Genomic DNA, 15,823 nt, shown 5'->3' on the forward strand with positions numbered 1-15,823 from the left:
CAATATATCCGACTACAATGAAGATACACAAAAGGTAATTGAGATGATAACAACTGCTGATTTCTATATTATCGGCACACCGATTTTTCAGTCGTCGATTACCGGCGTATTAAAAAATCTATTTGATCTCGTTCCCGTTCCCAAAATATCGAACAAAGTAATGGGATTTATCGCTACTGGAGGAACCAGTCATCATTACCTCGTAGTTGAAAATCAGCTGAAGCCGATAGCTGGTTATTTTAGAGCTTATGTAGCACCGGGCCATGTTTATATTCATGATGAACATTTTGATGAGCAGCAGCAAATTGCAAATGAGGACATCATTGCGCGTATCGAGAAGTTAGCTGATGAAGTTGTATTTATGCAGAATAGGCTAAAAGGTTAAGCAAGAATAGCTCGTTGTTATAAAAGTATAAATTATAAATGATCTATGCATTGATCTTTGGATAAACTTCCGATATATGGTAAAATGGAAAAGAGATCTGATTCTGATCTTCGCTTGATTGGAGCGGTTCTCCTTTTTTTCATAACAGATCGGGAGGTYATCATATATGAAAAAAATATGTTTAATAGCGGGATCAACATTCCTTCTATCTGGAACTCTACTATTTGGTATTGTATATCTAGCCATTGCTAATTTTGCTGGAAAAATGACGGGATGGAGTGATCCGCCCGGTAAATTCGCAATAGCTATGGATGAGACGATGATGACAGCACCTCATGTTATCAGCATTTTGTTCATGATTATAGGAATAATATTTTATGCTGTTGCTATTTATATGGCTTTACCTGTTAAGAAGGCAGAGGATAGCAGCAATGAAATAAGTGTGCAGTGAATGCTTTTGTTCTCTTAGCAAAAGTCTATATGAATATTAAACCGTCGAGCTCAGCACTCGAACGGTTTTTTTTATGCCTAAAAACTACGCTTCATCTGGACCTATGCCAAATAACAGTTGGATAGTGCCATTTTATAATCGTTAAGGAGGAGAAAAGCCTATTTTTTATTTGTAAAATTTAACCGTAAAGAACTTATTATTGCAAAATGCTAACTGTGGGAATGACACGAATGTAAAGAATGTTTTTCATCTACTTAACGAAGTAAAACTAAGCTTTTACGTTGGGAGGTGGGGCCTCAGGTAACGGCAATTAGGAGAGGTAAAAATGGAGAAAAGCACAATTTACTATGGGAGGCTCATTTGTGAAACAAAATCTTAAATCCACGCTGCTAACATTCATAGTCGCTGTTATGCTCTGCTCAATGCCGGTTGCTGCTATGGCAGAGGAAGCTGAAGCACCAGAAGCTTTAGGTAAAACATTTATAGATTTGCTGGACCAGAAGGATACGGATCGCTGGTATGCTTCTAACGGATGGTCCAATGGCGGAACCTTTCTGAGCGGCTGGAGAGATGATCATGTCATCTTTGAAGACGGGAAATTGAAATTGTTGATTGACGACAAGCCGTGTGCACAGGATAAAGCGCAATGCTCCGATAAACCGTATGCTTCAGGGGAATATTCTACAACACAGCGTTACGGATACGGTAAGTTTGAGGTTCGAATGAAAGCGGTTAAAGGCGATGGAGTCGTAACCGGGTTTTTCACCTATGGCGCTGATTCAGACGGTAAGGCTGACGAGATCGATATTGAGATTTTAGGTAAAAACACGACGCAGTTCGAAACGAATTATTTTACAAAAGGTGTTGGCATGCATTCGACGATCATTCCTCTAGGGTTTGATGCAGCGGATGATTTCCATGATTACGCCTTTGAGTGGGCGCCGGATTCCATCAAGTGGTATGTAGACGGCAAGCTCGTTCATACGGAAACCGGCTCGAGAGGAGAGCTCCCTTCAGCACCTGGCTATATGATTGTGAACATGTGGCCGGCTACCAAAACCAATGGCTGGGCGAACGAGTATGTGTATCCAGGTAAAACCCAGATCGCTGAGGTGGATCGAATAGCTTATACGCTGCCAAAGCAGCAGCCTGAAACTAATGTAGATCCTTCAACACCTGTAAAACAAGGGAAATCAGTAGATCTGCTAGTTGAAGATGCACGAGAACTAAAAGTATTCAAAATCGGACAAACAGAAATGGCACCGCTTCGTTTTGTTATGGAAAGTTTATATGCAACGGTGAAATGGAATACAGCTAAACAAGAAATCATCGTCAATGACAAATTGTCCAAATCCGAATTGATATTTAAGGTGAATTCGAACGTTGCTTTTATTAATGGGATAAAAACGATGATGAAAAATCCAGTCATCCTGAATAATGGCCATGCTTACGTACCGCTGCTTGTTTTAACGGATGCGATTGGTGCTGACGTCATTCGGAAGGATGGAAAAGTAAGCATTAGCAGAGGAAATGAGTAAATTGAAAGCCTGTTTACCACTTTTTTTCGCAATACCAATCTGAGAAAGAGGTGTGTAATGATGAACAAGGCAAGCAATAGCAAAAAAAGAATGATGGTATGGCTCTTATCCTGTATGCTGCTTCTCTCTTTAATGATGCCGACTGTTACTTCTGCTGCTGATATTGCGTTTGATGAACCGTTGAATGGGATTAACAATAATTTGTTCTACACGTCGGATGGCTGGGGCAACGGAGTGGACTTTGGCGTTGGCTGGCGGGCAGCGAATCAAGAGTTTAGTAATGGAATTATGGCGCTTCGTTTGGACAATACGGGTTGCCCTGCCAATTGCGCAGGCAAAAATTATGCTTCCGGCGAATATGCAACGAATGTGAAATATGGATACGGTCGTGTCGAAGCGCGCATTAAAGCGGCTAAGGGTACAGGGCTTGTGACAGCACTCTTTACGTATTCGGGCCAAGCGACAAACACGTCAAACGATGAAATTGACATTGAAATATTAGGCAAGGATACGACTAAGCTGGAAGCGAACTACTTCACAAACGGCGTAGGCCAGCATAGCACGATTATCGATCTTGGATTCGACTCTTCCTTGGCCTTCCATAACTATGCCTTCGAATGGTCTCCTACGTATATCAAGTGGTTCGTTGATGGTAATTTGGTGCATACGGAGAACGGCTCGCGTGGTACGCTTCCTACAAGTCCAGGTCATATTATGGCCAATTTATGGTCAGGCGCAGGGCCTGCTGAAGTCTGGACCGGGCCGTTCGTCTATCCAGGCACGCCGATTCGGGCGTATTACGATTGGATCAAATTTACGCCAGCAAGCGATCTTCCTCCGGGAGAAGCAGAAGGCACGGGGCTTACTGCCAATTACTTCAACAACATGGATTTCACCTCGTTAAAAGCGACTAGAACCGATGCAACCGTGAACTTCGATTGGGGTTTAGGGGCTCCTATGACCAGTATGGATGCAGATACCTTCTCCGTAAGATGGACGGGCAAAGTGAAGCCTCAATACACAGGAACCTATACTTTTTATACGAGTAGCGATGATGGGGTTCGGCTCTGGGTGAACAATCAGCTCATCATTAATAAGTGGGTGGATCAGGCTACGACGGAATGGTCTGGAACKATTCAATTAACAGCGGGGCAGAAGTACGATATTAAGCTTGAATACTACGACAATACGGAAGACGCCATCGCTAAGTTGTCTTGGTCGAGTCCGCTTCAAGCGAAACAAATCATCCCGCAAAATAGATTGTATTTGAATTAATGGCAGTATGATCCTCCGTGACGAAATCTGTTGCGGAGGATCATTTTCAAAAGGGAGCAATGACAAAAGGAGAGATTGATTATGAACATGAAAAGGCCGGTATTTGTAACACTGCTCATCATGATATTATTTATCGTTGCTGCTTGCGGTTCAAATAATGGGAGTGCTGAGGCGGAAAAGCCAGCAGCTTCTGACACGCAATCCGAAGTGGCTAATGGACTTAAAGGAGAGTTTGAAATCCAATATTTTGTCGGGGGTTATGGGGATGCGTGGTGGATTGATGTTATTGATCAATTCCAGAAGCTAAATCCTGATCTGAAAATCAAGCAATCGGCTGGCCCCAAAATTAACGATCAAATGAAACCGAGATGGATTCAAGGCAATCCCCCAGATCTTGTTTACATAGATGGAGCTGGATCAAATCCGAGGCAGATGGTAGAAGACGACCAGCTTCTGGATCTATCGGATTGGATTCAAGAAGCGAGCAACGTAGACGGAGAGAAAATTACTGATGTTATGATCGCAAGTCCTGAGCAATACGGCGGCAAAACCTATAATATTCCGCTTGTATTCGGCTCATATGGCACATTCTACGATGCAGCGTTGTTTGAGAAAAATGGATGGGCTGTTCCTACAGACTTTGATCGTTTCTTGGAGGTAAGTGAGAAAATAAAAGCTGCTGGTATTAGTCCCTATATTCATACAGGCGTATATCCGGATTACATTCTTGGCGGCTTCGTATATCCAGCGATTATATCGGCGAACGGTGATAATGGGCAAATTCTGAAAGACATGGGTGACATGAAAGAAGGTATTTTCAAAAGCGAGCCCGTTCTTAAAGCGCTTCGTCAATTAAGCGAGATTTCCGCTAAGGGTCTAATTGATAAAGGTGCTCCTGCGCTTAACCATACAGATTCGCAGATGCAATTTCTACAGCACAAGGCTGCTATGATTCCGAATGGGCTATGGCTGGAAAGCGAAATGAAAAATGATGCGCCGACAGATTTTAAGTATGGGTTCGTTCCTTCAATAACCCAAGCGAAGGGCGGGAAATTCATAGCGTTGCCGTACACAAGTACGATGGCGATTGCCAAAAAAGCGAAAAATCCTGAAGCTGCCAAAGCGTTCATCGAATTTATTTTCACCAAAAAAGCGTCGTTGAACTGGGCGGAGAAAACCGGTGCTCTCATGAACGTGAAAGTAGATTTGGAATCTTCCAATGCTGGGGATACGGCCAAAAATGCTATGAAATATTACAATAGCGACAATACGATTGTCGCACCTGTAGTTGTGTTTAATGCTGATGTATTCAAGGTGATGAGTGATGCAACGATAGCTTTGACGATCAACAAAATCACACCGGAAGAGTGGACGGAGCGGGTTGAGGCAGCAGCAGCCAAGGCTAGAAAGTAAGCCACTTGCAATCTAGTTATTTCAGGTAAAGGATGAGCGTCAATGTCGCGTCAAGCACAAAGAAAGCTATTCATTATTACATTCCTTATTCCAACGTTTCTCTTCTTCTGCCTTTTTACACTGTTTCCCATTTCCAAAGGCATATACATCTCTTTGTTTGACTGGTCTGGCAGCTCTGAGCACATGACTTATATTGGTTTGGACAACTTTAAGGCTCTGATTCAGGATCCGATCGTATGGAGAGCGATTGGCAACGATTATTTTCTAGTCATTGGGAAAGTAATTGGAATCATTCTGTTAGCTACTTTCTTCGCAGTTGCAGTTACTAGGCTCAGAGTGCGGGGGCAGCAGTTTTTTAGATTAGTCTTTTTTCTTCCGAATTTGATCTCAATTGTGGTTATAGGTGTGTTATGGCGATTTGTTTATAATCCGAGCATCGGCTTTCTGAATTCGTTTCTTGGGATATTCACGAATGCCCATAACAATAGGCCTTGGCTAGGGGAAGAAGGAACGGCATTGTGGTCGATCTTATGGCCCTCGATTTGGGCTGGGGTAGGATTTTATTTTCTCCTGCTCGTTGCCAGCATTCTTAGCATACCTGCTTCTTTGTACGAGGCGGCTGAAATGGATGGAGCCTCGCCTAATCGACAGTTTTGGAGGATTACGCTTCCCTTGATCTGGGAGCAGGTTAAGGTCAGCATTCTTCATATTGTGATGACGACTTTAAACGGCTCCTTCGTGATGGTTTTATTGATGACGGAAGGAGGACCAGATAATTCAACGCAAGTGCTAGGTTCCTATTTGTACCAAATGGGATTCCGTCAATTTCATATGGGTTACGCTGCAGCACTTGGTGTATTGATCTTGATCTTATCTCTAGCAACAACGCTAGTCTTGCAGCGAGTGCTTCGACGCGATAGCATTGAATTTTCATAGAGGAGATGCATGTATGAGCTTCAGTCAGCCTTCACGAATATTTAGGACAGCAGCCATCCTCGTTCTTCTTCTGTGGACCTCGGCTGTGCTTTATCCGCTGCTTTGGACATTGCTAAGCGCTTTAAAAAATAATACGCAATTTTTAACGAACAAACCTTGGTCACTGCCTGAATTTCCGCTTTACTGGAGCAACTTTTCTTATGTGTGGAAAACCTATCATTTTGGCGACTATTTTTTGAATTCCGTATACATTACTTTAATGAGCTCATGTTTATCCATTTTGTTATCGGCTACAACTGCCTATGTTATAGCACGTTTCAAGTTCAGCGGCAGCCAGTTGATGTATATGATCTATTTGTCCTCAATGATGATCCCTCTTATTTTGGGGCTGGTACCGTTGTTCTTTCTCCTAAACGATTTGTACTTAATTAATAAACTAAACGGATTAGTACTTGTATATACAGCGTGGTCATTGCCGTTTGGCGTTTTTGTGTTGGTCAGTTTTTTCAAATCGCTGCCGAAGGAATTGGAGGAAGCCTCCTATATTGACGGGGCGGGGTATTTTAGAACCTTTTTTCAAATTATGCTGCCGATGGCTCGATCCGGTATGATTCCCATTTTGATTATGAACGCTTTGAACAATTGGAATGAGTACATTATGGGGACGATCTTCGTGAATGAGCCTTCCAAGTACACACTGCCTGTTGGAATTGCGATCATGCAGGGGGAGATGCAGTACCGAACCGAATGGGGGCCATTGTTCGCTGGACTGTTAATTTCAATGGTGCCTGTTGTACTCGTCTATGCTTTTTTTCAAAGATATATTGTAGCTGGAATAACTGCTGGTGCGGTAAAATAATGATTATTTGCGACAAACAATCGGCTTTGGGCGAAACATTTTGCCTAGAGGCGGTTGTTTTTTTATATAAAGATGACATGTTTTTTAGGATTGAATCGTGTTCGTTATCTCATGTTTGGATAAAAAACTCGCATGAGAATGGACATTGTATCCCAAAACCATAATGATATAATTGCTCATGAACGAAATGAGAATGATAATCAATGAAAACATTTCGTTACGACAATACATATACAGGAGTGGGTAAAATATGTTTCGGCATACAGGTTCACGCAGCATTATCGTAAGGGGTCTCATTTCTCTACTGATTGTTTTCATCGCACTCACAGGATGCAGCACACCGCAAGAAGAGAAGGAAGAAGCAGCGAACAAAGGAAATGCTGTGAATACGCAAACAGACAAAGCCGCAGAGAATGATAAAGAAGTGAAAACGAATGAGAATGAAACACGCGTAGTGAAGGATTTTTTTGGTGACGTTGAAATTCCGGTTAAACCAAAGCGAATAGCTGCTATTTATTTGGAGGATTATTTAGTCACTCTTGGCGTGGAGCCTGTTGTACAGTGGTACCATCCGATGTGGGGCAAACAGGAATATTTGAATTTAGACGTTCCTCCATTTGATATAACAGGAAGCATTGAAGCACTGCTGGATGCGGAACCAGATCTTATTATTACAGATGGTTTTGTAGATGAAGCGATCTATGAAAAATACTCTAAGGTAGCACCAACCTTTCGGATGCCTGACGACATTTTGATGAGCAGCTCCTCCGATATTCTTCTTAAGATTGCTGATCTAATTGGTGAACAAGAGAAAGCCGAGAAGCTGGTGAAGGACTACGAGCAGCAAATCGCGGATACAAAAAGCAAGCTGAAAGCAGCAATTGGAGAAGAATCTGTTGCTGTGTTGCGACTTAATATCGGCGAGACTGACCTCAATCTTCTTGGAATTAAGAACAAATTTATTGGTTCTATCCTTTACAAAGAATTAGGCTTAACTCCGCCAAAGATGGTTGCGGATATGGAAGCCTTTATTGAAACGATCTCCATGGAGAAGCTTCCTGATCTTAATGCAGACCATATCATTATTTTAACTTCAAATGGATCTTGGTCATCGGCCGAAAATCAAGAATCCATTAAAAATCTATTCGATAGTCCGATTTGGCAAAGCGTCCCTGCTATAAAGAAAGGAAATGTTTATCAAGTGGATCGGACCTATTGGCAGACGGGTGCTTTCACGGCTAACCAACTCAAAATTAAAGATTTGGAAAAAGTGCTGCTGAAGTAACATTCGCGCTGCGATTACAATTTTATCGGAAGAGCATTTCAACGAACAGTTGAAGTGCTCTTCTTTATCGTTTATAGTGATTTTATTGATAATCATTCTCACGGAAAGGAGGGCTTATGAATCTATGCAAGAGACAAACGCCAATACGAATACATCTCCAAGCAAAATCTATCGCTTAACCGGAGTGAAATATAAGGAATCTGAACCTCATGAACAACAAAAAGCGAGAAAAAATGATTGCTATCGATTGTTTGTCATTATGGACGGAGGAGGGCGCCTCGTTCTTGATGGATGTGGTTATCAGCTCGAGCGCGGCAAATGTTTTATTTCCGAGCCAGGGGCAACCATTACAAATGAAGTTGGCAGCAGCGGACTCATTCATTATGAACTAAGCTTTGAGATTCTTTACATTGGAAAAGATGCTCGGGCCGCATCGGATAGCGATTGGAGTACTTCATTTCCATGTACAGGAGAAGTGGTGTGCCACCCATTTTCCCAATGCTTGGAGTGGGTTGAGAGGCTACATAGCTTTAGCTTATCAGACACTAGTGATGAGCTGGACGATTTGGATCAACAAATATGTTTTCAACAATTGCTCCGACATATTCTCAAGCACAATCTGACCATTTCTCATGCCCAGAGTAGTCGGAAAGCGGTTGAAGCTACAATTGATCGGCTATACCATGACTATCGCAACGAATGGTCGGTGGGCCAGCTGGCGAATTTGACCGATGTTGGCCGCACACACTATTCGCGTTTGTTCAAAGAGATAACGGGTCAGGTGCCGCTGCAGTACTTATCCGGCATTCGAATTAATCAAGCGAAGCACCTGCTGCAAGCAACCGATGATCGTTTGTCCGATATTGCACAGAACGCCGGATTTGGCGATGAGTTTTATTTTAACCGCCGCTTCAAGAAGACAGTCGGCATATCGCCAGGGCAATACCGAAGACATTACCGAGAGGAGATTCGTGTATTCGCACCGTTTCTTGAAGATTTTCTGGTAACGCTTGGCGTTACGCCTATCCTGCAGTGCTCCATAACGAATTGGGGAAAACAGTCGTATTTGGGGCTTGAGCATATTCCTGCAATTGAGATTTCCGATAAATATGCTGCTCAGCTGCCGATAAAGCCGGACTTTATTTTGGTAGACAACGGCTTTCCAGATAAATGGGACCATCATCTCTTGGAGGAACAGGCTCCGCTCTACAAAATGTCCAATGAGGGGGAAGATTGGCAGGAGACTTTGCGAATCATGGCAGATCTAATTGGGAGAGGAAAAAACGTAAAAGTCGTTGATATTATAGCGAAGTATGAAAAAAAAGCAGAAGCTGCTCGGAAAAAGCTTCGCCCGATTCATCATCAAACCACCGTTTTTCTGCGAATTCAAGCCAATGGAATATTGCTGTACGGCGGTCCGGATAAGGGATACACGGGGCCTGTTCTCTATAGTGACCTGGGAATGACGCCTCATCCGCTTGTAAAGCAATTGACAAAGAGCACAAGGACAGCCGTGCTAACACCAGAATTGCTCGCGCAAATCGATGCCGATAATGTGTTCGTCACTTTTGAAATTTCAGAACAAGAGAAAAGGAATCTTTACGCGACGCCACATTGGCAATCGCTTCCCGCAGTACGTCATAACCGTGTATTCGAGGTTGATTTTCTGAGCTGGATGAATTACGGCGTCCTCGCCCATAGCCTGAAAATCGATGATGTCCTTCGTGCGCTTGGCTAGATAAGGAAGAGCGTGAAGGAGCCCCTCCTCTCCGATATCTTCAAGCTGCAACTTCAGTGCTTTCATGGCTAGCCTACCCCTACTTTTAACCGTTCCGAGCGGAATGTCGCAGTTCACGGACACTTCTTTCGAATTTTTTTTTCGAATAATAAAAAGACGAACAAATGAGAAACCATTTGTCCGTCTTTTTTGTATCGATGAAGTTGTTTAGCAGCTGCTAAAATCAATCGTTATCCATAGCCTGCTGATTGCGATTGTTTGGAATGACAAACGACACGGTGGTTCCTTCCTTGGGCTTACTGATTATAGATAAGCCTTGACCATACATTTGAGTCAATCGTCGATTCGTATTGGCAATCCCTATTCCGCCTTTTCCTTTCATCGTTGGACTGAGCAGTTGAATGACCTGTTCTTCATTCATGCCTATGCCATTATCAATGACTTCAACTCGTATGAAGCTGTCTTGGCGATTGATTCGAATATGCAGCGTGCCGCCATTGTTCTGACTAAGAAGCCCATGTTTAATCGCATTTTCAACCAGCGGCTGTATAGAAAGAGGCGGGATAAGCAAGCTGATGTTGGCATCAACTTCCCATACGACAGTCAACCTGTCCTCGAAACGTTCTTTTTCAATATACAAATAGGCTTTGACAAGCTCCAGCTCGTGAGAGAGCTCAACAAGCTCCCCTGTATTTAAGAAGTCAAAGCTAATCCGTAAAAAGGATACAAAAGAATCGCCCAGATTACGCATCTTTTCAGTATCAATATCGCTTAGCGCCATTAAGGAGTTAAGTGTATTGAACAGAAAATGCGGATGGATTTGTGCCTGAAGATAAGCGGCTTCTAAACGCAAACGTTCATTAATAGACTGCTTCAGCATGGTCAACGCCCTGATTCGGTATTTGAGTTCCAGAGCATCTACAGGCTTGGTAACATAATCATTGGCTCCAGACGAGAATCCGGTATAGATGTCAGCAGGCTGACTTCGGGCAGTCAACAGCAAAATGGGGAGCTCCGATACAGAGTATTGCTCCCGTACCTTCTTCGTTAACTCGTAGCCGGACATCTGTGGCATCATAACATCGGCAACTAATAGATCCCACTGCCCACTGCCTAGCAACACTAACGCTTCACGTGCTGAATTGGCTGTTGTAATGTTATAAGGCTCGGAAGATAAAATGCCAACAAGCACATTCAGATTAACCGGGTCGTCATCCACTGCAAGAATATTCATTTTTCCATCATTCAGAAATGGCGGGTTGGTTGCAGAGGCTGCTAATTCGTCGATTGTGATGTCAGGAAAAAATAATCTACCATGGCTTTCTTCTGTTCCTTCCGTTGTATGGTGTATAGGAAGCAAGGGCTGTGCTGAAGGTAGGCTGGACATATTGGCAAGCGGTAATTGAAAGCTGAAAACAGAACCTTTGCCGAGTGTAGAGCGAACAGTTAGTGCTCCGCCATGCAATTCGACCAACTGCTTGCAAATGCTTAAACCAAGCCCGATTCCTCTTCCATCATTGATACCATAAATGCCTTGTTCGTAAGGGAGAAAGATGCGCGCCTGCGTTTCTTTATTCATGCCGACTCCGGTATCGGAGACATGAATGACGGCATTCCCATGCTGAATTTCGGTAGAGATGGAAATTGTTCCTTCTTCCGTGTATTTTAGAGCGTTGTGCAATAAGTTGTACAAAATTTGTACAAGCCTTTTCTCATCTGCCATGACCCAAGGCATCGATTCAGCTATATTCACATGCAGTTGAATCGGTTTGCCTTCGATCATAAATTTCAGCATGCTAACGATGCCAGGCACGATGGATTGAATTTGTAAAGGCTCCTGCTGCAGCACGATTCGGTGTTCCTTCAGCCTTGCTACATCTAGAAGATCACCGAGCATATGCGACATACGGCGGCTTATTCTTATAAGCAGCTCCATATCGTTAACGCTTTTTGTATTCATTTGCCCTTTCTCTTTCGTTACAACGGTTTGAGCAATATTCATAATACCGTGCAGCGGCGTTCGCAGTTCATGTGAAGTATTGGCAAGAAATTGGTCTTTCAGCTTGTCAGCCTTTTTTAACTGTTCGTTCAGCTCTTTGTTTTCCTTCGAGTTACGGAAAAATTGCTTTAACCAGTACGTAGAAAAACCAATGATAGCTGCTATGATATCTATTGGATAATATACAACCGAAACCTGGCTATTTGAGTTGATTAAGCTCCACAGAAAGCTGGACATAACKCCTGCAGCAGATAACAACAGGAAGACGACGTCGTTGTTGTCTGTTTGCTTCCTTAAGACCATCGTTCCTGTTATATAAACGAACCAAGCAAAGGGCAATAGATAAAAAAAAGAAAATATTTTTAATGCTACCGATTCATTTACAAGCGGTGCGTTTGCGACAATTAGAAACACAGAATAAAAAATGAGCGCTGCAGTGAATGCTCCCAGCCAGCGGTTCTTCGGAGGAGCCGAAGACAATCTTCTAAATAGTAGAAAAATAAAAAAGGAATGCCAAAGCAGAGAGAGCAGCCTGAGCTTCAGCGCCCATGTATAGTTGAGTGGCAGCCATAACAAGAGCAGGTTGTCATGGCCGACGACGATCGTAATACCGGTAGCGAGCGTTAATAAACCAACGATAAGCAAACTTTTTTCTTTAGGATTGAATAAGAAAAGGATAGTAGCATACAAGCCGTGAAGCAGCAAAACAACAAATATGACGAGCTGAAAGCCGATAGAGTACCATCGCACATAATCAATCGCTGCTTGTGAACCAAATTGAATGGAGTGTAAAATTCCCCCGTTGTAAGCATCGTCATAGTTAGCAACACGAATGAGCAGTTCAAGCTCTTTGGTGCCTTTTACAGAGTAAGAAGCGGTGTAGGAGATTTTCTTGGGCTTGTACTCCTCAGCATTTTCGGCAGGTTTTCCGAAGTCGTTCTCAACAAGTCCATTTAATTCTACGCCTGATGAGGCTTGTATTTTTTGCAGCCAAAATGCAACAGGCTGCTCTAGCGGATCGATCAGAATACGCAATCGGTACGTTCCGTACCCGATAGAGGTGTCTGCCTCTTTGGTCAGCACACTGCCCCAGTCACCTGGAACCTGAATATAGCGGAACTGGTTTTGCAGCGGCTGAACATCCTGATGATGGATTAATTTTGCAGGGTAAAACTCCCATTGGCCATCCAATGGAATGGTAGCTGAGTTGTTAAAGTCCCAGCCGCGCATGTCGAGTACGCCATTTACAGCACGAGGGTGCTCCGCTGTAGAAAATAGTTCAGACCATGTCCATCGCAGGGCAAGAAGAATGCTAAGAAACAATAGAATAATAGCTACATATTTGAAGGTGATTTTATTTTTCAGCTGTATCATCATACATTGAAATTCGACATAATACGCGTTTTTCCTTTAACATATTTTGGCTATTTTTATGATTGAAGCGAGTAATGTATACGATTGGCAGCTTGGGAAAATATCAAAAAAACAGCGGCAAAGGTGCTTCTAGTTATGTTCATTAAGCTAACTTAGTAGAATATGTTCTCATAGGTAGTTAGTTTTGATATACTGTATAAGTAAATGAGAATCATTATCGATTATTTTATTTTCTAACATATATGGTTTGTCTTTAGGGCCAGCAGGCTACTTGTCTTCACAGGGCCGAACGATTTATGACGCAAGGTTTCGATGGTATTTCAGGATGTGTATTTGTTTCAGGATACGATAGCTAACAATATCCGATTCGGAAAGAGCGATGCGTCGCAGGAGGAAATTTAGTAGATATGTCTGAGTCATGATTGATTGAAGAAGAAAGGAAGACCTCGAGCCTAGTAGGCCGAGGTCTTCCTTTCTTTACATCAGGGGGAAATGTATCTGATTACATTCGATTTTCTTTACCATGTTTATCGCATCAATAAATATAGGAAATAAGGGACGCTTAGGATCGTAACGATAATACCTGCTGGAATATCAGCTCCAAAACTAACGGTGCGGGCAATCGTATCGGCCGCAACCATAATAATGCCGCCAATGAGCGCTGAAGCAGGAAGCAATAGCTTATGGTCTGGACCAACAAGTTTGCGTGCAATATGAGGACTGATCAGCCCGAGGAAGACGATTGAGCCTCCGAGTGCGACGCATCCCGATGCAATGGCGACCGCGGCTAGGACGAGCCCTAGAAATTCTTTTTTAACGTGAGCGCCTACGCCAGTAGCAATCTCAGTGCCAAGATTCAATGTATTGAGCACTAATGATTTGTACCAGATATACGACACAAGTATTAGCACCCATGGGGCAAGAAGCGCAATATATTGCCATTCCGTCCCCCATAAATAACCAGCCTGCCATTTCTGAGCGAAGACATACTGCTCGTCATCCAGCTTGAGCGTCAGAAACAGGGTTAAGGCGCTGAGGCCGACATTTATTGCAGCTCCTGTCAGTACGAGACGAGTGGAAGAAGGATCGCTTCGTGACCTATAGGCAAGAATATAAATCAACAGTGCAGCCAGCAATCCCCCAACAAACGCCATGACGGGTAGCAGGAAGGCAGATGATAATCCAGAAAGGCCGAATAGCGTAATGAACAGTAGAACCATGAGCCCTGAACCGGCGTTGATACCGAGCATCCCTGGATCAGCGAGATCGTTGCGCAGAAGTCCTTGGAGAACAGCTCCAGAGATCGCCATTCCCATGCCTACAAGCGCAGCCAATACGATGCGCGGCAGCCGAAACTTGAACACGACAAGATTTTGTCTCTCCGTGCCTTGTCCAAATAAAGTGTTCAGCACCTCTCCGGGGTGAAGCGCCATCTTCCCTGTATTCATGCTGATAAGAATACCAGCAATTAGCATCACCAGCAGCCCTGCTAGCAGCAGACTTCTTCTTCCGTGTAATAGTTGCTGCCTCATTCAAACGCTCTCCTTTCCCTGCGAGAAATCAACAAGAAGAAAGGAACGCCGACAATGGCGAAAATAATGCCAAGCGCCATTTCGTTCGGACGGTTGACCAAACGGCCGATTAGATCGGCGATTAGCATAAACAGTCCGCCATATACAGCCGAGGCAGGAATGATATACCGATAATCGACCCCAACCATGAACCGCATCATATGCGGAACAATGAGTCCTACGAATCCGACCGGGCCTACGAGCACAACTGATACACCGGCCAATAGAAGAACCGCAAGGGAAGAGAGGAGCTTGACGACTACAGTTCGCTGTCCCACGCCCCGCGCAATTTCCTCGCCTAGGTTCAGGATAGTAATAGAGCGCGCGAGTCCTATCGATAGTGCTAAACCTATCACAAACCAAGGGGCAGTCAGTGCGAGCTCCGCCCAAGTAGCCCCAGCAACGCTACCTGACGTCCAGTAGGAGAGAGCTTGACCGATATTAAAATTAATAGAGATAAATGTACCAATTGCTCCAAAAAGCAGTGTGATTGACATGCCCGCAAGCACTAGCCGCTGAGGTGACATGCCCTTGCGGCTCAGAGAAGCGGTTAAATACGTTAACCCTGCGCCAAGGCCGGCTCCGATGAAGCATACCAATAGCAGCACGCTATATTGGCTCCCCGGCATAAATGCTAATGCAATCGCCATAGCTAAGGCGGCTCCTGCGTTTATTCCCATCAACCCTGAATCAGCCAGCGGATTGCGTGTGCTTCCTTGCATAATCGCTCCTGCGACCGCAAGGCTGGAACCAACGATGATATCTGCAATGGTTCGGGGGAACCGCAGGAAACGAATAATTTGGTGTTCAGTTAGCTTTTGATCAAAAGAAAAGACAGCGCTCCATGCCGTTGATAGGTCCATTCGAGCAGCTCCGAACGAAATGGACGCAGCAGCAGCCAACAGCACTAACAGGCATCCAACGAGCATAATGGTAGCAAAATAAGTGTTTGTAGGCTGGCTTTTTGAAGCCAGCTGCTCTTTTACGTAGACCATGCCG

12 protein-coding genes are annotated in these 15,823 nt (G+C 43.8%); 9 read left to right on the forward strand and 3 right to left on the reverse strand.

What is annotated here, in order from left to right:
- The 9 genes from AC1DSE_RS02500 to AC1DSE_RS02540 all read left to right on the forward strand — a co-directional run.
- Positions 1-385, forward strand: a 385-nt coding sequence (locus tag AC1DSE_RS02500) for an NADPH-dependent FMN reductase (RefSeq protein WP_477527366.1), incomplete at its 5' end; no start/stop codon positions are given.
- A gap of 166 nt (positions 386-551) precedes the next feature.
- Complete coding sequence (locus AC1DSE_RS02505) at positions 552-836, forward strand: hypothetical protein (protein ID WP_477508977.1); 285 nt, start codon at positions 552-554, stop codon at positions 834-836.
- A 362-nt stretch (positions 837-1,198) separates the two neighbouring features.
- Positions 1,199-2,374 carry a family 16 glycosylhydrolase gene (locus tag AC1DSE_RS02510; RefSeq protein ID WP_477508976.1) on the forward strand — a complete coding sequence of 392 codons (1,176 nt, stop codon included), beginning with the start codon at positions 1,199-1,201 and terminating at the stop codon, positions 2,372-2,374.
- A 57-nt stretch (positions 2,375-2,431) separates the two neighbouring features.
- Complete coding sequence (gene bglS / locus AC1DSE_RS02515) at positions 2,432-3,649, forward strand: beta-glucanase (RefSeq protein ID WP_477508975.1); 1,218 nt, start codon at positions 2,432-2,434, stop codon at positions 3,647-3,649.
- 81 nt (positions 3,650-3,730) lie between these two features.
- Positions 3,731-5,062, forward strand: coding sequence for an ABC transporter substrate-binding protein (locus AC1DSE_RS02520; protein ID WP_477527367.1), 1,332 nt, complete (start codon positions 3,731-3,733; stop codon positions 5,060-5,062).
- A gap of 42 nt (positions 5,063-5,104) precedes the next feature.
- The gene (locus AC1DSE_RS02525; RefSeq protein WP_441880255.1) at positions 5,105-5,998 is read left to right on the forward strand and encodes a carbohydrate ABC transporter permease; all 894 of its coding nucleotides are present in this window, start codon (positions 5,105-5,107) and stop codon (positions 5,996-5,998) included.
- Positions 5,999-6,011: 13 nt separating this feature from the next.
- Positions 6,012-6,857, forward strand: coding sequence for a carbohydrate ABC transporter permease (locus AC1DSE_RS02530; protein ID WP_441880257.1), 846 nt, complete (start codon positions 6,012-6,014; stop codon positions 6,855-6,857).
- A 250-nt stretch (positions 6,858-7,107) separates the two neighbouring features.
- Entirely contained in the window at positions 7,108-8,142 is a 1,035-nt protein-coding gene (locus tag AC1DSE_RS02535; protein ID WP_441880258.1) for an ABC transporter substrate-binding protein, read from the forward strand.
- A gap of 124 nt (positions 8,143-8,266) precedes the next feature.
- Entirely contained in the window at positions 8,267-9,880 is a 1,614-nt protein-coding gene (locus AC1DSE_RS02540) for a helix-turn-helix domain-containing protein (RefSeq protein WP_477508973.1), read from the forward strand.
- 223 nt (positions 9,881-10,103) lie between these two features.
- Here AC1DSE_RS02540 and AC1DSE_RS02545 read toward each other — a convergent pair whose 3' ends face one another.
- The 3 genes from AC1DSE_RS02545 to AC1DSE_RS02555 all read right to left on the reverse strand — a co-directional run bounded on the left by AC1DSE_RS02545 (position 10,104) and on the right by AC1DSE_RS02555 (position 15,819).
- A complete protein-coding gene (locus tag AC1DSE_RS02545; RefSeq protein WP_477509121.1) occupies positions 10,104-13,253 on the reverse strand; it encodes an ATP-binding protein in 3,150 nt (1,049 codons plus the stop codon).
- A 527-nt stretch (positions 13,254-13,780) separates the two neighbouring features.
- Positions 13,781-14,785 carry a FecCD family ABC transporter permease gene (locus tag AC1DSE_RS02550; RefSeq protein ID WP_477508972.1) on the reverse strand — a complete coding sequence of 335 codons (1,005 nt, stop codon included), beginning with the start codon at positions 14,783-14,785 and terminating at the stop codon, positions 13,781-13,783.
- Positions 14,782-15,819 (reverse strand): FecCD family ABC transporter permease, encoded by a 1,038-nt coding sequence (locus AC1DSE_RS02555; protein WP_477508971.1) that lies wholly within the window; start codon positions 15,817-15,819, stop codon positions 14,782-14,784. The genes AC1DSE_RS02550 and AC1DSE_RS02555 overlap by 4 nt, the downstream gene beginning before the upstream one ends.
- Positions 15,820-15,823 lie beyond the last annotated feature (4 nt).

The organism is Paenibacillus sp. 01L418 (assembly GCF_056400045.1).

Excerpts from the sequence above, each read along its gene's own strand:
- AC1DSE_RS02505 (WP_477508977.1), top strand. The coding sequence starts at position 552 with ATGAAAAAAATATGTTTAATAGCGGGATCAACATTCCTTCTATCTGGA.
- AC1DSE_RS02520 (WP_477527367.1), top strand. The coding sequence starts at position 3,731 with ATGAACATGAAAAGGCCGGTATTTGTAACACTGCTCATCATGATATTA.
- AC1DSE_RS02525 (WP_441880255.1), top strand. The coding sequence starts at position 5,105 with ATGTCGCGTCAAGCACAAAGAAAGCTATTCATTATTACATTCCTTATT.
- AC1DSE_RS02530 (WP_441880257.1), top strand. The coding sequence starts at position 6,012 with ATGAGCTTCAGTCAGCCTTCACGAATATTTAGGACAGCAGCCATCCTC.
- AC1DSE_RS02535 (WP_441880258.1), top strand. The coding sequence starts at position 7,108 with ATGTTTCGGCATACAGGTTCACGCAGCATTATCGTAAGGGGTCTCATT.
- AC1DSE_RS02540 (WP_477508973.1), top strand. The coding sequence starts at position 8,267 with ATGCAAGAGACAAACGCCAATACGAATACATCTCCAAGCAAAATCTAT.
- AC1DSE_RS02550 (WP_477508972.1), bottom strand. The coding sequence starts at position 14,785 with ATGAGGCAGCAACTATTACACGGAAGAAGAAGTCTGCTGCTAGCAGGG.
- AC1DSE_RS02555 (WP_477508971.1), bottom strand. The coding sequence starts at position 15,819 with ATGGTCTACGTAAAAGAGCAGCTGGCTTCAAAAAGCCAGCCTACAAAC.